This window comes from Streptomyces sp. SP18BB07, assembly GCF_036322545.1.
In the GTDB taxonomy this organism is placed as follows: domain Bacteria; phylum Actinomycetota; class Actinomycetes; order Streptomycetales; family Streptomycetaceae; genus Streptomyces; species Streptomyces deccanensis.
Map to the genome: position 1 here is coordinate 322,703 of NZ_JAQYWT010000319.1, position 19,767 is coordinate 342,469.

22 protein-coding genes are annotated in these 19,767 nt (G+C 69.0%); 7 read left to right on the top strand and 15 right to left on the bottom strand.

All coding sequences use genetic code 11. From position 1 onward, the window contains the following. Positions 1–159: 159 nt before the first annotated feature. Positions 160–363 (top strand): hypothetical protein, encoded by a 204-nt coding sequence (locus tag PUR53_RS23625; protein ID WP_443080351.1) that lies wholly within the window; start codon positions 160–162, stop codon positions 361–363. Between the two features lie 32 nt (positions 364–395). Here PUR53_RS23625 and PUR53_RS23630 read toward each other — a convergent pair whose 3' ends face one another. Further along, positions 396–563, bottom strand: a complete 168-nt coding sequence (locus tag PUR53_RS23630) for a hypothetical protein (RefSeq protein ID WP_329900113.1) — start codon at positions 561–563, stop codon at positions 396–398. Positions 564–840: 277 nt separating this feature from the next. On the opposite strand from PUR53_RS23630, the gene PUR53_RS23635 reads away from it, so the two are divergent. Beyond that, the gene (locus tag PUR53_RS23635) at positions 841–1,674 is read left to right on the top strand and encodes a hypothetical protein (protein WP_329900071.1); all 834 of its coding nucleotides are present in this window, start codon (positions 841–843) and stop codon (positions 1,672–1,674) included. Between the two features lie 106 nt (positions 1,675–1,780). Next, complete coding sequence (locus PUR53_RS23640; RefSeq protein ID WP_329900072.1) at positions 1,781–1,978, top strand: hypothetical protein; 198 nt, start codon at positions 1,781–1,783, stop codon at positions 1,976–1,978. Positions 1,979–2,070: 92 nt separating this feature from the next. On the opposite strand, the gene PUR53_RS23645 is transcribed toward PUR53_RS23640, so the two are convergent. After that, positions 2,071–2,448 carry a metal-sensitive transcriptional regulator gene (locus PUR53_RS23645; protein ID WP_329900073.1) on the bottom strand — a complete coding sequence of 126 codons (378 nt, stop codon included), beginning with the start codon at positions 2,446–2,448 and terminating at the stop codon, positions 2,071–2,073. A 188-nt stretch (positions 2,449–2,636) separates the two neighbouring features. Here PUR53_RS23645 and PUR53_RS23650 point away from each other — a divergent pair, with 188 nt between their 5' ends. Then, on the top strand, positions 2,637–3,257 hold the full coding sequence (locus tag PUR53_RS23650) for a DUF47 domain-containing protein (protein ID WP_045555910.1): 621 nt from the start codon (positions 2,637–2,639) through the stop codon (positions 3,255–3,257). A gap of 7 nt (positions 3,258–3,264) precedes the next feature. Continuing rightward, on the top strand, positions 3,265–4,263 hold the full coding sequence (locus tag PUR53_RS23655) for an inorganic phosphate transporter (protein WP_329900074.1): 999 nt from the start codon (positions 3,265–3,267) through the stop codon (positions 4,261–4,263). A gap of 27 nt (positions 4,264–4,290) precedes the next feature. Here PUR53_RS23655 and PUR53_RS23660 read toward each other — a convergent pair whose 3' ends face one another. The 6 genes from PUR53_RS23660 to pstS all read right to left on the bottom strand — a co-directional run bounded on the left by PUR53_RS23660 (position 4,291) and on the right by pstS (position 10,173). Continuing rightward, positions 4,291–5,121, bottom strand: coding sequence for an ABC transporter permease (locus PUR53_RS23660; protein WP_329900075.1), 831 nt, complete (start codon positions 5,119–5,121; stop codon positions 4,291–4,293). After that, entirely contained in the window at positions 5,118–5,735 is a 618-nt protein-coding gene (locus tag PUR53_RS23665) for an ABC transporter ATP-binding protein (RefSeq protein WP_329900076.1), read from the bottom strand. The genes PUR53_RS23660 and PUR53_RS23665 overlap by 4 nt, the downstream gene beginning before the upstream one ends. Before the next feature lie 228 nt (positions 5,736–5,963). Beyond that, the gene (gene pstB, locus PUR53_RS23670; RefSeq protein ID WP_239755628.1) at positions 5,964–6,740 is read right to left on the bottom strand and encodes a phosphate ABC transporter ATP-binding protein PstB; all 777 of its coding nucleotides are present in this window, start codon (positions 6,738–6,740) and stop codon (positions 5,964–5,966) included. A 105-nt stretch (positions 6,741–6,845) separates the two neighbouring features. Further along, complete coding sequence (gene pstA, locus PUR53_RS23675; RefSeq protein ID WP_329909566.1) at positions 6,846–7,901, bottom strand: phosphate ABC transporter permease PstA; 1,056 nt, start codon at positions 7,899–7,901, stop codon at positions 6,846–6,848. Further along, positions 7,898–8,905 carry a phosphate ABC transporter permease subunit PstC gene (pstC, locus tag PUR53_RS23680; protein ID WP_329909567.1) on the bottom strand — a complete coding sequence of 336 codons (1,008 nt, stop codon included), beginning with the start codon at positions 8,903–8,905 and terminating at the stop codon, positions 7,898–7,900. Before pstC ends, pstA begins: the two co-directional genes overlap by 4 nt. A 137-nt stretch (positions 8,906–9,042) precedes the next feature. Then, entirely contained in the window at positions 9,043–10,173 is a 1,131-nt protein-coding gene (gene pstS, locus PUR53_RS23685) for a phosphate ABC transporter substrate-binding protein PstS (protein WP_329909569.1), read from the bottom strand. Between the two features lie 756 nt (positions 10,174–10,929). On the opposite strand from pstS, the gene PUR53_RS23690 reads away from it, so the two are divergent. After that, the gene (locus tag PUR53_RS23690) at positions 10,930–12,501 is read left to right on the top strand and encodes an FAD-binding oxidoreductase (RefSeq protein WP_329909571.1); all 1,572 of its coding nucleotides are present in this window, start codon (positions 10,930–10,932) and stop codon (positions 12,499–12,501) included. A 151-nt stretch (positions 12,502–12,652) separates the two neighbouring features. Here the strand turns inward: PUR53_RS23690 and PUR53_RS23695 are convergent, their stop codons facing one another. Together PUR53_RS23695 and PUR53_RS23700 are read right to left on the bottom strand one after the other, a co-directional pair. Continuing rightward, positions 12,653–13,381, bottom strand: a complete 729-nt coding sequence (locus PUR53_RS23695; RefSeq protein ID WP_329909572.1) for a phosphatase PAP2 family protein — start codon at positions 13,379–13,381, stop codon at positions 12,653–12,655. Positions 13,382–13,616: 235 nt separating this feature from the next. Then, complete coding sequence (locus PUR53_RS23700; protein WP_329900082.1) at positions 13,617–14,624, bottom strand: C40 family peptidase; 1,008 nt, start codon at positions 14,622–14,624, stop codon at positions 13,617–13,619. A 233-nt stretch (positions 14,625–14,857) separates the two neighbouring features. Here PUR53_RS23700 and PUR53_RS23705 point away from each other — a divergent pair, with 233 nt between their 5' ends. Beyond that, positions 14,858–15,136 (top strand): DUF397 domain-containing protein, encoded by a 279-nt coding sequence (locus PUR53_RS23705; RefSeq protein WP_329900083.1) that lies wholly within the window; start codon positions 14,858–14,860, stop codon positions 15,134–15,136. A 48-nt stretch (positions 15,137–15,184) separates the two neighbouring features. Here the strand turns inward: PUR53_RS23705 and PUR53_RS23710 are convergent, their stop codons facing one another. The 5 genes from PUR53_RS23710 to PUR53_RS23730 all read right to left on the bottom strand — a co-directional run. Next, positions 15,185–15,637, bottom strand: coding sequence for a hypothetical protein (locus tag PUR53_RS23710; protein WP_329909573.1), 453 nt, complete (start codon positions 15,635–15,637; stop codon positions 15,185–15,187). Positions 15,638–15,674: 37 nt separating this feature from the next. Continuing rightward, positions 15,675–16,286, bottom strand: coding sequence for a DUF7691 family protein (locus tag PUR53_RS23715; protein ID WP_329909575.1), 612 nt, complete (start codon positions 16,284–16,286; stop codon positions 15,675–15,677). A gap of 62 nt (positions 16,287–16,348) precedes the next feature. Next, complete coding sequence (locus PUR53_RS23720) at positions 16,349–16,996, bottom strand: hypothetical protein (protein WP_329909576.1); 648 nt, start codon at positions 16,994–16,996, stop codon at positions 16,349–16,351. A 48-nt stretch (positions 16,997–17,044) separates the two neighbouring features. Next, the gene (locus tag PUR53_RS23725) at positions 17,045–17,833 is read right to left on the bottom strand and encodes an immunity 49 family protein (RefSeq protein ID WP_329900087.1); all 789 of its coding nucleotides are present in this window, start codon (positions 17,831–17,833) and stop codon (positions 17,045–17,047) included. Positions 17,834–17,936: 103 nt separating this feature from the next. Further along, the coding region (locus PUR53_RS23730) for a hypothetical protein (RefSeq protein WP_329909577.1) at positions 17,937–19,767 on the bottom strand (1,831 nt) is incomplete at its 5' end.

Below are 19,767 nucleotides of genomic sequence, written 5' to 3' on the forward strand. Positions count from 1 at the left end.
TGGTAGAACGGGCGGTCGATCGCCTGACTCTCCGGCCGCCGTCGGCTCACCGTCCGGCACGAGCGAAAGGGCTCCCGCTTCCTTGCCCTGCCCGGCCTCGCGGGCGCGCTGCGCGAGGTCGAGGAGGAGACCGGCCACCGGTGCGCGCCGGGGCCACAGCTGTCCAAGGCCCGCTACTTCGTCAACGGCTGCGCCAAGACGGTGAGTTACTGGGCGGCCGAGACGACCGACGGCCAGTTCGCACCCAGCGCCGCGGTGGACCGGATCATCTGGCTGGACCCGGCCGCCGCCCGTGACCGGCTCACCCAGCCCCGCGACCGGGACCTGGTCGACGAGTTCCTGGCGACTCTCCGCCACGCGTAGGGCTCCCGCCCCGAGCACCACCGCACACCCCGCTACACCCCGCTCAGCGCGTGCCCCTCCGCGTCCGTCCGGGCCAGACTCCGCGCCCGCCGGGCCGGCCCGCGCCAGCCGCAGGTACAGCGAGCCACACAGAAGCGGCCCTGATCGACGGTGGTCGTACGGTGCTGCTGCTGCGGTTCCGGCTCGTCCTGATGCACCACACCGACAACGTTACCCAAGGCAAGCAGGCCCACGCCCCACAGGCTTTTTCAAGGGCCCGCAGAACCAGGCGCCTTGACCGGGCGAAGCCCGTCAAGGGGCGCGGGGAACTGCGCGAGCAACCCCGACGCACCCGCACTCGCCGACGAACCGGACACCCCCACCCCCTCAGGCGCCCCTCCCCCACCCCTCACGCGCCCGGCGTGACGACCTCCCCCAACCGTCGTTATCCGAAACGACCACAGGAACCCGGCAAACCCGGCAGGGGATCGGCAGGCGATGGTGACGGCGCGGCACAGCAGGACGGGCGCGGCTCTCGTCGCGGCGGGACTCATCGCCGGCGCGACCGGCGTCACCGGCTGCGCCCTCCGCGGCCTCACCGACGACGCCCTCCCCTCCGACCCGGTCGACCTCATGCACCGCGCCGCCCCCACCCTGGTCCGCGCGGGCAGCTCCAAAGCCCGTACGGAGATGGAGATGGCCACCGGCGGCACCCGGGTGACCATCCACGGCGAGGGCGTCTACGACTACGGCAGACAGCTCGGCCGGCTCAAGGTGCTGCTGCCGCACGACCCCGCCGGCCGCAGCGAGCACCGCCCGATCACCGAACTCCTCGCCCCCGGCGCCCTGTTCATGAAGAACCGGGGCGCGGGTGTCCCCGCCGACAAATGGGTCCGCGTCGACACGGGCGCCCTCTCCGACGGCAATCTGGTCACCGGCGGCGCCACCGACCCGTTCGCGGCGGCCGAGGTGCTGCGCGGGGCGCGCACGGCGCAGTTCGTCGGGGAGACCGAGGTGGACGGCGTCCGGGTCCGCCACTACCGCGGCACCGCCGACCTCGATACCGCCTCCCGCGCCGCCTCCGAGGGCAACAGGGCCCCGCTGCGCGCCGCAGCCCGGGGCTTCGCCACGGCCCGCGTCCCCTTCGACGCCTACCTCGACGACGAGGGCCGCATCCGCAAGGTCCGCCACCGCTTCAGCTTCGTCAACGGCGGTGACCAGGGCACCGTCGCGGTCGCCTCGACGACCCTGCTGTTCGACTTCGGCGTCCCCGTCGCCGTACGACTGCCGCGGCCCGAGGACATCTACGCCGGGAAGATCGCGGAGGAGTAGCCCCGGGCGTGGCCGACGGCGCGGGGCCGGAAATGGTCCGTTGGTGCCATGCGCGGGCTGTGGGCCGCTGCCTACCCTAGGAGTCGGTGACGGCAGAGAAGAGGTGATGCGCGTGGCTCCGGCAGGCGGTACGGCGGTTCAGGACCACGTGGCCCTCGCCGAGATCGAGCTCTGCGGCGACCTCATCATCGCGGCCTCCACCACCGACGGCGACCGCCTCAGCCCCGACCGCATCGACGAGGTCCTGCGCGTCCGGGAAGAACACACCCACGGGAGCGAACCGCCCCGCCAACCGCCCCGTTAGCGGGCACCCGCGGCGGGAGCCCGCACGGGGAGCCCGTACCCGGTGGCCGAAAAGCGACCCCCGTCGACGGGCCCCCGGCCGCCCTCGGTCCCTCAGGTGCGCAGCAGCCGGCCGATCGCCTTCGTGGCCTCCTCCACCTTCGCGTCGATCTCGGCGCCGCCCTTCAGCGCGGCGTCGGCGACGCAGTGCCGCAGATGTTCCTCCAGCAACTGCAGCGCGAAGGACTGCAGTGCCTTGGTCGACGCGGAGACCTGGGTGAGTATGTCGATGCAGTAGACATCCTCGTCGACCATCCGCTGGAGCCCGCGAATCTGCCCCTCGATGCGCCTCAGGCGCTTCAGGTGTTCGTCCTTCTCCTTGTGATACCCGTGGATTCCACGGTCGTGGTCGGTCACCACCACCGGCTCCGCACCCGGCTCCACACCGTCCACCGCGGAGGGCACTTCGGCTCCGGCCCCTGTGGTCGTCATCGCAGCCTCCAGACATATACCCCTACCGGGTATATCGTATCGAACTTTGGCGGGTATACGCCCTGCGGGCAGCCCCCATGCCGACCGGTCTTCCTGATGGGCGACACTGGGGGACGGCCCATTAGCCGTGGCCGGATGATGCGCCTAGCATCAGCCTGACCGAAACCCATGCATACCGAGGACCCCACGTGCGCTTTCGTCTGACCCCCAGGGAGACGAGCTTCTACGACATGTTCGCCGCCTCCGCGGACAACATCGTCACGGGCTCGAAGCTCCTGATGGAACTGCTCGGGGCGGACGCTTCCGCCCGGGCCGAGATCGCGGAGCGGATGCGGGCAGCGGAACACGCCGGTGACGACGCCACACACGCGATCTTCCACCAGCTGAACTCCTCGTTCATCACGCCCTTCGACCGCGAGGACATCTACAACCTCGCGTCCTCCCTCGACGACATCATGGACTTCATGGAGGAGGCCGTCGACCTGGTCGTCCTCTACAACGTCGAGGAACTCCCCAAGGGCGTCGAGCAGCAGATCGAGGTCCTGGCGCGCGCGGCCGAACTGACGGCCGAGGCGATGCCCAACCTCCGCACCATGGACAACCTCACCGAGTACTGGATCGAGGTCAACCGCCTGGAGAACCAGGCCGACCAGATCCACCGCAAGCTGCTGGCCATGCTCTTCAACGGCAAGTACGAGGCCATCGAGGTCCTCAAGCTCAAGCAGATCGTGGATGTGCTGGAGGAGGCGGCGGACGCCTTCGAGCACGTGGCCAACACGGTGGAGACGATCGCCGTCAAGGAGTCCTGAACCCTTCATGGACACCTTCGCTCTGGTCGTGACCATCGGCGTCGCGCTCTTCTTCACGTACACCAACGGCTTCCACGACTCCGCGAACGCCATCGCGACCTCGGTGTCGACGCGTGCGCTGACGCCGCGCGCGGCCCTCGCGATGGCCGCGGTGATGAACCTCGTCGGCGCGTTCCTCGGCAGCGGCGTCGCCAAGACGGTCAGCGAGGGCCTGATCTCCACGCCCGAGGGCTCCAAGGGGATGGGCATTCTCTTCGCGGCCCTGGTCGGCGCGATCACCTGGAACCTGATCACCTGGTACTTCGGCCTTCCGTCGTCCTCCTCGCACGCCCTCTTCGGCGGTATGGTCGGCGCGGCCCTCGCCGGCGGTACGACGGTCTACTGGTCCGGCGTGCTGGAGAAGGTCGTCATCCCGATGTTCATCTCCCCGGTGGTCGGCCTGGTCGTCGGCTACCTGGTGATGACGGGCATCATGTGGATCTTCCGCCGCGCCAACCCGCACAAGGCGAAGCGCGGTTTCCGCATAGCGCAGACCGTCTCGGCGGCCGGCATGGCCCTCGGCCACGGTCTCCAGGACGCCCAGAAGACGATGGGCATCGTCGTGATGGCCCTGGTCATCGCGGATGTCGAGGACTACGGCGACCCGATCCCGGTCTGGGTGAAGATCGCCTGCGCGGTCATGCTCTCCCTCGGCACCTACGCGGGCGGCTGGCGCATCATGCGCACCCTGGGCCGGAAGATCATCGAACTCGACCCGCCGCAGGGCTTCGCCGCCGAGACCACCGGCGCGTCGATCATGTTCATCACGGCCTTCATCTTCAAGGCCCCCATCTCCACGACCCACATCATCACCTCGGCGATCATGGGCGTCGGCGCCACCAAGCGCATCAACGCCGTCCGCTGGGGCGTCGCCAAGAACATCATCCTCGGCTGGTTCATCACGATGCCGGCCGCGGCCCTGGTCGCCGCGACGAGCTTCTGGATCGTGAACCTGGCGGTTCTCTGACCGCACGGCGTCCGCCCCGCCCCGGCCTCACGGGGTGTCGGCGGAGGCCCGCGGCCCGCCCTCCCGCTGCCGGGGCACCCGCGCCGGACCCGTACGCGACGGGGCGTACGACCAGGTACGCACGGCGAAGGCGAGCAGTCCGGCCGCCGAGGCGGTCACCGCCCAGACGAGCCCGAGCAGCAGATGCGCGACCGGGTACGTGGCGGTGACCCCGGCCGCCGTCGCCGCCTGCACCGGCCCGTAGCTCGGCAACGCCCACAGCCCCGACTGGTCGGCGGCGGGGTTGGTGATCGGGTTCTGCAGCCCCATGTCGACCAGACTCGCCATGACCACGGTGAACATGCCCTCCAGCTCGCCCCGCACCAGCGCCCCGAGCAGGATGCCGAGGCCGCCGTAGACGAGTCCGGCGACGAACAGCGCCAGGGTCATGCCCCAGAACCGCTCCACCGGCCAGGCCAGCCACTGCACCAGCGCCGCGTACAGCGCGAGCAGGGCCGACACCGTGCACAGGCCGACGAACCTGGCCGCGACGAGCGAGGTGCGCGGGAACCCGGCCAGCACCAGCCGCCGGTCGAACGCGCCCGTCTTGAACGACGCCATGAACATCGTCAGCCCGACGATCATGGTGACGGCGTGCAGGGCCCCGGAGAGCTGGTTCACATGGTCGGCGACGGCGACCACGTCACGGGAGAGAGCGCCCAGCCGGAAGCGGATCTCGCCGGGGCGGGCGACCGCGTGGAACATCCGGTTCTGGAACGGCAGGAACCCCACCGCCAGCGTGATCGCCAACCGGTTCCGGCCGTGCCCGACGACCTCGAACCAGAGCGCCGTACGGAATGCCTCCCCGCGTCGGCTCACCCCGCCGACCTCTCCTCGACGACCCCCTCGTGGAGATGGCCGATCGTGTCGAAGCGGTCCCTGTCGTGGGCGATGTGCGAGACGACGAGGACGGACCGGCCCGCCTCGCGCAGCTCCGCCGTCAGCTCCCAGAACCGCTGGTAGGTCTCCCAGTCGAAGCCCTGGTAGGGCTCGTCGAGGACCAGGATCGGCGGGTCGTGCATCAGCGCGAGCGTGAGGTTGAGCTTCTGTCGGGTGCCCCCGCTCAGGGTGCCCACCCGCCGGCCCCGGCACCGCTCGAAGGACAGGACCTCCAGCAGCCGGTGCGCCGTCCGCAGGTCGTCGAGCCGGTAGGCGACCTGGAAGAACCGCAGATGCTGCTCGACGGTGAGCCGGTCGTTGACCACCGCGTGCTGGGGGCAGTACCCGAGCGGCCCGGCCCGCTCCACCGTCCCCGCGTCCGCCGTCAACTCCCCGACGAGCACCCGCAACAGGGTGCTCTTGCCCGCCCCGTTCTCCCCCACGACCCCCACCACGGCCCCCGCCGGCACCTCCAGCGACACCCCGCGCAACACCTTCGTCCGCCCGTACGCCTTGTGGATGCCGTCGGCCCGCAGACACACCGCCCGTCCCAACGGACTCCCCTCCCGTCGCCGACCCCCGAAAGCGCCAACGACCCCGCCCGACCGAGGTCACGCGCCCGAGACCGACGGGCCTGCGCGATCGCCGACGGACCGGCCCCGAAAGCCGACGGGCCCGCCCCCGGGAGCCGGGGGCGGGCCCTTTATCTACCTCGCGGCGGCACCGCCATGCAGCACCGCGAGGGGTCTTGGGAGGTCGGCCGGAACGACGCCGGCGGGGACTCAGCCGAAACGGCCGGAGATGTAGTCCTCCGTGGCCTGGACGGACGGGTTGGAGAAGATCCGCTCCGTGTCGTCTATCTCGATCAGCTTGCCCGGCTGCCCGACGGCGGCGAGGTTGAAGAACGCCGTACGGTCGGAGACACGCGCCGCCTGCTGCATGTTGTGCGTCACGATGACGATCGTGAAGCGCTCCTTCAGCTCACCGATGAGGTCCTCGATGGCCAGCGTCGAGATCGGGTCCAGCGCGGAGCACGGCTCGTCCATGAGCAGCACCTTCGGCTCGACCGCGATGGCGCGGGCGATGCACAGCCGCTGCTGCTGACCACCGGAGAGACCGGAGCCCGGCTTGTTCAGACGGTCCTTGACCTCGTTCCAGAGGTTCGCGCCCTTGAGGGACTTCTCGACGACGTCGTCCATCTCGGACTTCTTCTTGCCGCCGACCAGCTTCAGGCCCGCCGCCACGTTGTCGTAGATCGACATCGTGGGGAACGGGTTCGGACGCTGGAAGACCATGCCGACCTCACGCCGCACGGAGACCGGGTCGACCCCGGCGCCGTACAGGTTCTCGTCGTCGAGCATGACCTTGCCCTCGACACGGCCGCCGGGCGTGACCTCGTGCATCCGGTTCAGCGTGCGCAGGAACGTGGACTTGCCGCAGCCGGAGGGGCCGATGAAGGCCGTCACGGTCCGGGGCTCGATGGCCATCGAGATGTCCTCGATGGCGCGGAAGGAGCTGTAGTAGGCGTTGAGGCCGCTGACGTCGATTCGCTTGGCCATGGGAATCACTGCTTCTTTCGCGAGGAATTCGCGCGGAATTCGGGGATCTGGTCGCTGGGTGGCCGCGTCAGCGACCGGGCGCGCGGCGTCGCAGCCGCGGGATTGTCATCGTGGGGACTTCCAGCGGGCGATGCCGCGGGCCGCCAGGTTCAGGATCATGATGAAGGCGATCAGCGTCAGCGACGCCGCCCACGCACGGTCGTACGCCGCTCCGGAACCGCCGCTCTGCTGGAACTGCAGATAGATGTACATCGGCAGCGAGGCCTGCGGGTCGGAGAAGGGGTTCGCGTTGATGTAGTTCGAACCCCACACCAGGAGCAGGACCGGAGCGGTCTCACCGGCGATACGGGCGATGGCGAGCATCACACCTGTCGTGATACCACCGATCGCGGTCGGCAGCACGATTTTGAGGATGGTGCGCCACTTGGGCACGCCCAGCGCCAGCGAGGCCTCGCGCAGCTCGTTCGGGACGAGCTTGAGCATCTCCTCGGTGGAGCGGACGACGACCGGCAGCATCAGGATGGTCAGCGCCATCGCGCCGGCGAAGCCGGAGGGGCCCATGCCCAGGATCAGGATCCAGGTACTGAGGACGAACAGACCCGCGACGATCGACGGGATGCCCGTCATGACGTCGACGAAGAAGGTGACGGCCTTGGCGAGCCGGCCCCGGCCGTACTCGACCAGGTAGATCGCGGTCAGCACACCGATCGGCACGGAGATGACGGCGGCGATGCCGACCTGCTCCAGGGTGCCGAGAATGGCGTGGTAGATACCGCCGCCGGGCTGGGAGACGGCGACCACACCCATCGAGTGGGTGAGGAAGTAGCCGTCGAGGACCTTCACACCGCGGCTGACGGTCTCCCAGATGAGGGACGCCAGCGGGAGCACCGCGAGCAGGAACGCGACCCAGACCAGGCTGGTGGCCACCCGGTCCTTGGCCTGACGCTTGCCCTCGACGCGCGCGGCGATGACGTACGAGCCGAGGACGAAGAGGATGCCGGCGATCAGGGCCCACTGGATGGAGCTGTCGAGGCCGGCCGCGGCGCTGATGCCGAGGCCCAGCAGGACCGAGCCGGCGGCGACCGCCCACGGGAACCACTTGGGCAGGGACGCGGCACGCAGCGTGCTCGGGCCCTTCGGGGTGAGAGTTGCGTTGCTCATGCGTTGGCCCCCGAGAACTCCTTGCGGCGGGCGATGATCAGGCGGGCCGCGCCGTTGACCAGCAGGGTGATGACGAACAGGACCAGACCGGAGGCGATGAGGGCGTCGCGGCCCATCTCGGTGGCCTCGCTGAACTTGCTGGCGATGTTCTGGGCGAAGGTGCCGCCGCCCGGGTCGAGCAGGCTGAGGTTGATCTCGAAGCTGGACGACAGGACCATCGCCACGGCCATCGTCTCGCCGAGCGCGCGGCCGAGGCCGAGCATCGAGGCGGAGATGACACCGGAGCGCCCGAAGGGCAGCACCGCCATGCGGATGACCTCCCAGCGGGTGGCGCCGAGGGCCAGCGCGGCCTCCTCGTGCATCCGCGGGACCTGGCGGAAGACCTCACGGCTCACGTTGGTGATGATCGGCAGGATCATGATCGCGAGCAGGATGCCGACGGTGAGCATCGAGCGGGGAGCGCCACCCTGCCACTCGAGGATGCCGGTCCAGCCGAGGTAGTCGTTCAGCCAGCCGTAGAGCCCGTCGAGCTGCGGTACGAGGACCAGGATGCCCCAGAGGCCGTACACGATGGACGGCACGGCGGCGAGCAGGTCGATCACGTACGCGATGGGGCCGCCGAGCTTGCGCGGGGCGTAGTGCGTGATGAAGAGCGCGATGCCTACCGCGACCGGGACCGCGATGACCATCGCGATGACCGACGAGACGACGGTGCCGAAGGCCAGGACCGCGATGCCGAACACCGGCGGGGAGCCGGTCGGGTTCCACTCGAAGGTGGTGAAGAAGTTGGCCTCGTCCTTGCTGATGGCGAGCGCGGCACGGTAGCTGAGGAAGACGGCGATGGCCGCCATGATCACCAGCAGGAAGATGCCGGACCCGCGCGAAAGGCCGAGGAACACCCGGTCACCGGGGCGCGTCACGCCGCGGGCGGTTCGCTTGTCCTCGGCGCTCTCGGACGTCGGTGGGGTGTGGGGTGCGGGAGTGTCTTTGATCGATATGTCCATCAGGTTCTCCGGTCTGCGGAGCCGTCGCCGTGGGGGCGGCGGCTCGGGGCGGAGCCGCCCGCGGTGGCGGAAGACTCCTGGCGGCGGTGCACCGGACGGTGCGGCCCAGTCCCGGTGGGGGCTGGGCCGCACTCAGGTCAGCTCAGTTCCGAGATGGTCTTACGGACCTTGGTGATGATCTCCTCGGGCATCGGGGCGTACCCGGCCTCGGAGAGCAGCGCCTGGCCGTCCTCGGACGCGATGTAGGTGAGGAAGGACTTGGTGGCGGGCAGGGTGTCCGCCTTGTTGCCCTTGTCACAGACGATCTCGTAGGTGACGAGGGTGATCGGGTAGGCGCCCTCGGCGGTGGGCTTGTAGTTCAGCTTCAGCGCGAGGTCCTTGCCCGTGCCGACGACCTGGGCCTCGGAGATGGCCTTGGTGGCGTTCTCGACGGTCGCCTTGACCGGCTCGGCGGCCTCGGTCTTCACGTCGACCGTGGTGATGCCGTCCTTGGCGTAGGAGAGCTCCATGTAGGAGATGGCGCCCTTGGTCTCCTTCACGCCCTGCGCGACACCGGAGGAGCCCTGCGCGGACTGGCCGCCCTTGGCCTGCCAGGCCTTGCCGCCCTCGTACTTCCAGTCGTCGGGGGCCGCGGCGATCAGGTACTTGGTGAAGTTGTCCGTGGTGCCGGACTCGTCCGAGCGGTGGAAGGCCTGGATCTTGAGGTCGGGCAGCTTGGCGTCGGGGTTCAGCTTCGCGATCGCCTCGTCGTTCCAGTTGGTGATCTTGCTGTCGAAGATCAGGGCGAGGGTCTTGGCGTCCAGGACCAGGTTGTCGACACCCGGGACGTTGTAACCGACGGCGATCGGACCGCCGACCATCGGCAGGTCGATGCCCTGGCCGCCGGAGCAGACCTCCTTGGAGGCCGTGACCTCTTCGGGCTTGAGCGCCGAGTCGGAGCCCGCGAAGGCGACCTGGCCCTGGGTGAACGCGGTGATACCCGCGCCCGAACCGCTGCCCTTGTAGTTGATCACGACGTCCTTGCAGGCGCCCTGGTACTGGGCCACCCAGGCGTCGATCGCGTTCTTCTGCGCGGAGGAGCCATCGGCCAGCAGCTGGCCCTTGGCGTCGCCGCAGTCGATGTTGCCGGCGGCGGCCGTGCTCTCGCCCGTGCCGCTCGCGCCACCACTGGTGTCGTCGGACCCGCACGCGGTGAGGGTCAGGGCGCCGGTGAGGGCGACAGCACCGAGAGAAAGGGCGCGCAGCCGGTTCTTGCGCTGAAGCTTCACTTTCGGGGGTTCCTTCCAGGAGCCGCCGTCCACATGGCGGCGTGCGAAGTCGTCGTATCAGCCTCGGGACCCGTTCCAACGAGCCTTCGGTCCCTCAGACTGCTGTCGTCACGGGCTGCGAGGCCGCATTTCGGTCCACATCCCGCACCGGGTAAGGCCGAAATTAGGCAGATCAGGTGAAGCCGCCAATGGACGGAAGTGAACGGCGAGTGAACCCCTGCCGACAGTGCGGTGAGGTCACGGAACGCTTACGGGTAGAACACGTGAGGATCCCGATGCCGCACCACCCCTCTCCACGCCGTAACACTCCGCACCCATCCAGCTACAGAGAGAAACCATCCCCCAAAGCCCCTCACTCCACGCCCGCACCCCCCGAAAACCCCCCACCCCACTCCCGCGAGCCCCCGACCGAGAGCACAGACCCGCAGCGCCCCGCCAGGGGCGCGAGAAACCGCGCGCCCAGCCACAACACACCCGCAGCCGCACACGCACCCCAACCCCCTCAGGGGCGCGAGGAACTGCGCGACCAGCCACGACGCACCCGCAGCCGCACGCACAGCCCCGGCCATGAGGCGCCGGGGCGCAGCCCCAGGAGGGAGGCGGCGGGGCGAGGGGCGCAGCCCGGGAGGGGGTTGAAGGGGCTCAGCCCCTGGGGGATGGGACGGGTAGGGGCGGCGGGGGCGGATCCTGGGAACCCGCACCCCACCAACCCCGTCTCGTTCCACGAACCCACGTACGGCGCACCGGGAGACCCACATGGAACGGCGCACATTCCTCGGCGGCGCAGCCGCCCTCACCACCCTCACCACCTCCGCCTGCACCACCCCCACTCCCACCCCCGGCACCAGCGCCACAGACACCTCCCTCCGCACCAGGGCCACCACGACCACCACCGGCACCCACACAGGCACCGGCACCCACACCACCCCCACCAACTGGTCCGCCCTAGCCCGAGACCTGGACGGCCCCCTCATCCGCCCCGGCGACAAGTCCTGGCCCACAGCCCGCCAGCTCTACAACACCCGCTTCGACACCCTGAAGCCCACCGCCGTCGCCTACGTCGCCCACCCCGACGACATCCGCACGACCCTCGCCTACGCCAGGGCCCACGCCCTCAAGGTCTCGATCCGCAACGGCGGCCACTCCTACGCCGGCTGGTCCTCCGGCAACGGCCGCCTCGTCATAGACGTCTCGAAGCTGAACAAGGTCCGCGCCTCCGCGAACGAGGCCGTCGTGGGCGCCGGCTCCAAACTCATCGACGTCTACCGCGCCCTCGCCGCGAAGGGCGTCACCATCCCCGCCGGCTCCTGCCCGACCGTGGGCGTCTCCGGCCTCACCCTCGGCGGCGGCCACGGCGTCACCTCCCGCGCCTACGGCCTGACCTGCGACAGCCTCACCCAGGCCACCCTGATCACGGCGGACGGCAAGCAACTGATCGCGAACGCCACCACCAACAAGGACCTCTTCTGGGCCCTACGAGGCGCGGGCAACGGCAACTTCGGCGTGGTCACCGAACTCCGCTTCAGGACCCACCCGGCCCGCCAGGGCGTCACCGCGTACCTCACCTGGCCCTGGTCCAAGGCCGCCGCCGTACTGAAGGCCTGGCAGGAGTGGGGCCCGACCCAGCCCGACGAGATCTGGTCTTCCTGCCACCTGGAGAACGGCGGCAGCCCGACCGTCGCCGTCGCCGCCTTCTCCCTCGGCACCTACGGCGACCTGGAGAACGCCCTCGACCGCCTCGCCGACCGCGTCGGCACCCCCGCCCGCAGCGTCTCCCTGAAGCGCCGCTCGTACGAGGACGCCATGGAGGGCTACGCCGGCTGTGGCTCCTTCTCGGCCGACGCCAAGTGCCACCTCCCCGGCTCGACCCCGGGCCGCTCCCCGCAGGGCGCGCTGCGCAGGGAGACGTACGCGGCCCGCTCGGACTTCTTCGACCGCTCGATCTCCTCGGCGGGCGTCCAGACCCTGCTGACCCAGATCACGGGCGTGAAGGGCGGGGCCGGCAGCATCGCCCTGACCGCCCTCGGCGGCCAGGTCAACCGCGTCTCCCCCACGGCCACGGCCTTCGTCCACCGCCGCTCCCGGATGCTGGCCCAGTACCTCGCCTCCTGGAAGTCCGGCACGGCCGGCACGGCGGCCCAGTCCTGGCTCACCACGGCCCACAAGTCCATGTCCCGCCACGCCTCCGGCGCCGCCTACCAGAACTACACCGACGCCACCCTCACCAACTGGAAAAAGGCGTACTACGGCGAAGCGGCCCCCCGCCTGACCACGATCAAGAAGCAGTACGACCCCACCCGCTTCTTCACGTTCCCGCAGGCCCTGTAAGGCCGCAGGCCTTTGGGGGCGCGGGGAAGTGCGCGACAAGCCCCCACCGGACCCGCACCCGAAAACCAAGGCAGCGGGGGTCAAAGGGGCACAGCCCCTTGAGGACGGGAAGGGTAGGGGCGGCGGGGGCGAAAGACATCCCGGGCGAGCCTCAGGCCGCCAGATCCCGCTCCTCCGCGGACGCCGACTCGACCCGCGCCCCCGGAATCACCGCACGCCCCCCGTCACGCCCCCGAGCCCGCACGATCCACCCCACCCGAGGCGAACGCTCCACCGCCTTCATCAACGGCGTGAGCAGAGCCATGGCAAGCGGCGACAGCAGCAACGCGACCGCGGTCCCGAGCGCGAACCCCCCGATCACATCGGTCGGATAGTGCACACCCATGTAGACCCGGATGAACCCACCCAGCAGCCCGATGACCAGCCCGACCAGCCCGAACTTCCGGTTGGCGACGAACAGCCCCACCGCCATCGCCATGATCAGCGTCGCGTGATCGCTCACGAACGAGTAGTCGGTCTTGCCGGAGACCAGCACCTCCAGCCCCTCATGATCGAGAAAGGGCCGGGGCCGCTCCACGAAGCCGCGTATCGGCACGTTCACCAGCACGGCGATCCCGGCGGCGAGCGGCGCCCACATCAACGCGGCCACGGACGAGGCGGCATCCTCCCCGCCCCGCTTCCGCACGCCCCACCAGCACCCCAGGATCAGCAGCACCATCGCGAAGAGGAGTCCGTACTCCCCCACGAACTCCATCACCCGGTCGAGCCAGGTCGGCGCATCCTTGGCCAGACCATTGATGTCGTACAGCAGCTCGACGTCGGGATTCGATCCGGATTCAGCGGCCAGTGAGGTAGCGGCATGCGCGGCGAGTCCAGCCATCGTGCTGCGGCCCTTTCGTCATCGTTCTCGCGACCGCACCCGTACGTGCGCCGCGCTTTGCCACCCCCGTGGTGTACGTAGTGCTTCCGCGTGAGCGTCGACGCGCTACGTCAAATAGGAACGCACACTCCTTCTCAATGCGTTCCACCCTCCACTGAATGATCACTCAGACGTTATCGAAGAGAGACACGTCTGCGCAGCTCAGGGCAGTGGTTCACGGAGAATTACGGCGTTGTCAGACCGCCGTAGGCAGCGCTTTCGCGCCATCCTCGGTCACCCGGGTCGCACCAAAATAGTCGGGGGTGTCAATCGGGTCGAATCGGATGACCGCGCCCGTCCGCGGCGCGTCGATCATGTATCCACCTCCGACATAGATCCCGACGTGCCGAATGGCCCGCGAGTTGGTGAGGTCGTCGGAGAAGAACACCAGATCCCCGGGCAGCAGCTCGTCCCGCGACGGGTGCGGCCCCGCGTTGTACTGATCGTTCGCGACCCGCGGCAGCGTGATCCCCACGCTCTTGTACGCCGCCTGCGTCAGCCCGGAGCAGTCGAAGCGTCCGCCCTGCTCAGCGGTACCGGTACCGCCCCACAGATACAGCGTCCCGAGCTTCTTCTGCGCGTACGCGATGGCCCCGGCCGCCTGCTCGCTCGGATCGACCCGGCTCGTCGGAGCGGCGAAACTCTCCGACAGCGTGGTGATCGTCTTCACGTAGTTCTGGGTCTCCTTGTACGGCGGAACACCCCCGTACTTGATGACGGCGTACGCCCCCGCGTTGTAGGAAGCGAGCATGTTCGCCGTCGGATCGCCGGGTACGTCCTTCACGTACTTCGCGAGCGAGCAGTCGTACGAAGCGGCCGATGGAATCGCGTCATTCGGGTCCCAGACGTCACGGTCGCCGTCCCCGTCACCGTCCAACCCGTGCGTGGCCCAGGTCCCCGGAATGAATTGCGCGATCCCCTGCGCGGCGGCGTGACTCTGCGCCTTCGGATTGAACCCGCTCTCCTGGTACAGCTGCGCGGCGAGCAGTGCCGGATTGATGGCGTCGCAGAGATTGCCCCATTTCTGCACGAGCGCCTGATAAGCGGCGGGAACGGCCCCCTTGGCCAGTCCGACCGACTTACCGCCGATCCCGGCGGCGAGATTCCCGGCGACCAGATAGACGCCCACGACCAGCACCATCACGAAGGCGAGCCCGGCGCTGCCGGCAGCGATCACCACGATCCACGCCTTACGCACCGTCAACCGCCCCTCACCGCACGCCAGTCCACCGCCAGCAAGTGTAGAGCGGCACCAGCCCCGGGGGAATGATCACTCAACGGCACCACAGCCGTATGCGACAACCCTCCCCGCCAAGACCCGGGAGTCATCCACAATGCGATGCGAGACCTGTGAGGGAACGCCCATAAAGCCGTACTGGCAGAAGTCCTCCCTCCGAGCCCTCCTCCAAGCATTCCAACTCGACAAGGAACCCACTCGTGCCTGAGATCCCCCCGGACCTCGACTGGATCCGCGCCGCCCCCGACGACGCGACCGGCCCCGGCCCCTGGATCGAACTCGCCTTCGGCGAGGGGAACGGCGAGGACGACCCCGAAGCTCCCGTCTACATCCGCGAGACGAGCGCCCCGGACAACGTCGTGACGACGAACCGCCGCAAGTGGGACGCGTTCGTACTGGGCGTCCAGGCAGGCGAGTTCGACCACTTCGTCGAGGGGGTCGAGGGGTTCGAGCCGACGGTGCGGCAGCCGGAAGCCTGAGCAGAGCGACACCGGCCGGCCACCCGCCCCCTCAGCAGACCGAGCCGGCTAGAGAAGCTCGAAGATTTCGTCGGCCCGCAGCCCGGCACTCGGCGTCATACGGCTCACGACACCGGCCTCCACGATCAGCAGCTCCGGCAGCCACTCCTCGTAGAAGCGGACATGCCCCACGACCCCTGCCGTGCTGGTGCGCGCCCCGAGCCAGCCCACCAGCCGCCGCAGGTCGTCGAACTGGTCAGGATGCACCTCCTGCCGCACCGTCAGAGCCCACCCCCGCTCCCGCCCGCACAGCTCCCCCACCAGGGCGCCGCCGACCCGCCGGGCCGCCCCTCGCTGGGCCAAGAGCGGGTACTCGTACGCGCCTTGGCGCTCTCCGTCACCGTTGTCCCCGAACCTGTCGTCGCCTCCCTCACCCAAGTGCCAGCGCAACAGGGTGAGATCTTCGGCCGGAAGGGACACAGGAAGATCGAGACTGAGCTGAAGCTCGTAGTAGTCACCCATACCGGAAGGCTACGAGGGTGGGGGGAATCCGCTGCCCTCAGGACTTGAACCCGATCACCCCGAATCCGGGTCGCGACTCCGCGTGCCGCAGCCACTGAAGGACCTGCATGACGGCCTCCACGACTTCCGGCTCCAGCGGCGGCGGCTCCGCGCCCGTCGCCTTCGTCGCCTCGAACTGCTCCAGCGCCCGCAGACACTGCTGGTGCGTCCACTCACCGCAGCCCGGCATGTACGTCGACGGCAGCGGTGCCGGCAGACCTCCGTACCCGAACTCCTCCACGGACACCGCGGTGATTCCGAGTGCGCTCAGCCCCTCGTCGACCACCGACAGCCAGTCGCCGCGGTGCGGGGTGAAACAACTGTTGTCCAGGAACGACCCCGTGAGGGAACACAGCCGCTTGTACGCATACCCGAACTGAAAGGCATGCTCCTTGTCCTCACCGAACGGCCCCCCGTGCACGACCGCCCGCAACGCCTCGTACGCCGTCGGCGCCCCGTCGTGGATCTCGGACGCGAACCACTCGTCGTCCCGCGCCAGATCGTCCCCGAACTCGCTCCGCACGACATCCAACAACTGCTGGTCACCGGACTCGACGAGCGCCCGAGTGGCAGCCACATCCAGCAGATACACGCTCAGAGAAGAACTCATGCCCTCAACGTAGCCGCGACCACTGACACTCCCTCAGCCGGAGACCCAGGGGGCCGACTCGCTCACGGTGTCCATGTCACTCCCGAGGAGGCCGGGGCGTCGGGATAGCCCTGACCCGTCCACACCGCGCCCGTGACCTCGGTGCCGGGGTCCGCGAGAACCGGTGCGCACGTCTCGTACGAGGCGCCGGGCGGGAAGCTCTTGGTCTTCGGATAGGAGTCGCAGGTGGCGAAGGTCCCGATGACCAGGAGCTGCCGGGCGGCGGTCCCGTCGTCGAGCAGTCCGCCAGGCGGGTCGACAGCGGCATGGGAGAGATCGTTCTTGCCCGCGTTCTTGACGGTCGCGCGCACGAAGTACGGCGTCATCTTCTCGGCGTCGCCGCTCAGCCCCAGCGAGGCCACATCAGCCCTGTCGCCCTTCTCGATACCGGTGACGGTGACCTCGAGAATGCCCGACTTCGTCCCGCCCTCGTATCTGAGCAGCGTCGGTTCTCCGAGCTTTGCCCGGGTCCCCGGTTTCACCGTGCCATCCTCGTTCAGACTTGAGGTCGGGGACGGCGTGGACCGGGGGGCGCCGGTGGCGGAGACACTCGGCGCGGGCTTGTCGGCAGTGGTTCCCGCCTCCTCACCGGAACCGCAGCCGGCGAGGGTGAGTACGAGGACCAAGGAAGCCACGGCCGGCGCCGACCGGCGAGTTGTGCGGGGGATCATGCCAGGCATCGTAGGCCGCGAGAATCGCCCCGTAATCGACGGGTCGGCTCACATGTCGATCTCGCCCCGCCACGAGAACTTCAGCAGAGCCTTCGGCAGGTACTCGGACTCGACCTCGATGGGGAACCCCTTGTCGTGGGCGAGGCAGGCGATGGCCAACGGGCCGAAGGCGACGAGACCGTCGCTGTTGATGGCCCGGTCGTCACTCGCGGTCCAGTACTCCTTGTGCCAGCGGAGCGCGTCGGCCAGCGCCTCGTTGAACTTCTCGTGGTCCTCACGCAGGTAGCGGTAGAACAGGATGATCGGCGGATACAGGATCGAGGACATGTAGTCCTGGTCCGCCCACCGCGCCGAGTCCGGCCCGGTGCCGTCCACGGCGGCGACCAGATGGTCGCCGACCCCGTCCTGACCCAGCCAGAAGCGCTGCAGGGTCTCCACCCACGAGTAGATGTACTCGTCGAACGTCGCACCCGATGCACGCAACAGCGACACGGGCACGCGGGCCAGCTCGCCCAGCCGGTCGTTCTCACGGCAGATCAGCGCGAGGTAGAAGGCGGTGACCCAGTGGTGGGCGTTCACATAGGGCTGAGGGCCGGTGGTCGGAAGGCGCCACTCCTTCTCCCTGATCCGGCATGTCAAGGTATCGCCCTCAGGCACGGCGGCCAGGGCGAACCGCGCGTGGCCCAGCTGCATCGCGGTGACCCAGGCCTCCCAGGTCTCGAACTCCTCGGCGTCCGGGTCCACCTCGCATCGGGCCATGGCGAAAGTCAGCGTCGTGTCCAGTGCACGCCGCCGGGCCATGTCCGACTGTTCGAGGCGCTCCAGTACCCTCGTCACCGACCCTGTCAACGCTTCGAGGCCCGCTGCCGTGTTGACATGGGCAGCAAGACTCGGTGGGTTGTCATGACGAGGGATGCGCGTGACCACTGGCTCTCTCCTGTTAGTCAATCTTGAAGTGCTCCAGCTTCGCACCAGCGTAGGTGCCTGGATTCTCCGTCGCCTTTACCATGACGTACTTCAGCTTGCCGCTCTCGAGGGCCTCGGCTATCTGGTCTGCGAGGTCTCCGTTGGTCACCGGCTTCCCTCGGGCGTCCAACACCGTGTTGCCCGCGCTGTCTCTCGCCTCAAGCTTGTAGTTCTTCTCCATCTGGAAAAGGATCGTCTCGATATAGGGCCGCGTGCCCTGCTGCACCATCCAACCGTTGGCCTCGCCGGCACCCTTGCGCCACATCGGATTCGCCTGCGGCGCCTTCGCCTCCGCGATCACGAGCGTGCCGTCGTCGAGCCGGTAGAGCTGGTCGAACATGTTCGCGCCATTGGGCGTCTTCGGTAGATCGATCCACTGGGCGTCGGGGAAGCGCTGTGGGATGACATGCCGCATGGCCGCCTGCTCACCGAGTGCCTCTGCGATCGAGCTGTTGTTGGGCCGTCCTGGCAACTGCGCGTCGAACGCGTCCTGGGCGGCGTTGAGCTTCGCCAGGTTCTCGGGGGACGAATCCTCCCTGAACGCCCGCTCGGCGTTGGTGAGGTCCTTGGACACCTTGCGGTCCAGGGCCGCCTCGTCGAGGTGGTCGAGCTGGTCGGCCCGAACCGACCCACGATCGAATGTGCCGGGGTCGAGCGTGCTCTTCGCACTCGGTTTGGACGGCAGGGAGTCCTTCGCGATCCAGCTGCCGTCCGAGTCCTTGGCCAGGACAGGCAACTCGTCCCCGTTCTCGTCCAGGGTCTTGATGCTTTTGCGGTGGCCGTCGGAACGGTAGAACTTCTCGAACCAGGTCTGATCGGGATCGTTCGCTTTCTTGATCTGATCCTCGATGATCTTCTTCTGCTCTTCGGGGGTCCGTTCGCGCGCCTGCTGCCCCTCGTCCGCGGCCCCGGCGCCGTTGTCCACCGCTTCCCCGGCCCCAGCAGCCTCGTCGCCGGAGCGGCCCGCGTCGCCGGCCGCGTCGTCACCCGCCCGCCCCGCGTCGTCCCCGGTACGCCCGAGATCGTCCAGCCCTCTACCCCCACCGGGCCCCCCACCGCGGCCCAGCGGCGGGTTTTCGCCGGTACGAGCCCCGCCGCCCAGGCCGTCGCCCCCGCGACCACCCACCACAGCAGCGTCCCCCACCCGTGTCCCGGCCCCGGCCCCCACCAACTCGCGCTCACCGAGAGCCCCCGGCGTGCGCTCCCCCCGAGCCCCGGTCTCCCCCGCCCGCTGCTCCGCCGTCCGCTCGTGCCGGATGGCGTCCAGGGACTCCCGTACCGTGCCGTCGGCGTTGTGCATGACGAGGGTCTTGGTGTCGAGGTAGACGACCTCGCCCTCGGGGGTGGTCATGCGGACGGAGTTGTCGGGGGTGAGGCCGGCCGGAAGGTCGTCGGCGAGGTTCGGGGTGTCGGCTATCTGGTACGTGCCCTCGCCCAGCCTGATGTGCGTGCCGTTCGTGATCCCCCGTAGCCCGGCCATGACGTCACTGATCTTGACGGCGGTCCCGCCGATGCCCTTGGCGATGTACGTCATCGGGTCGACGATCCGCCCCGCCTTGCCCGCGAAGGAGATGGCCTTCGCGATCGCACCGGCCTTGCCGGTCGCCGCGACCGCTCCCCCCGCCCCGCCCGTGAAGATGGTGGTCACGACGTTGAAGGTGACTGCTCCGGCCGCCCGGGAGGGGTTCTTGCCCCACTCGTCGTACGCGATGAGCGCCTTGCCGGTCTCCACGACGGCCGTACGGGAGTCACGCAGCCAGGAGGGCAGTTTGTCGTCCGGGGCCAGCCAGTACGCGGCACCCACC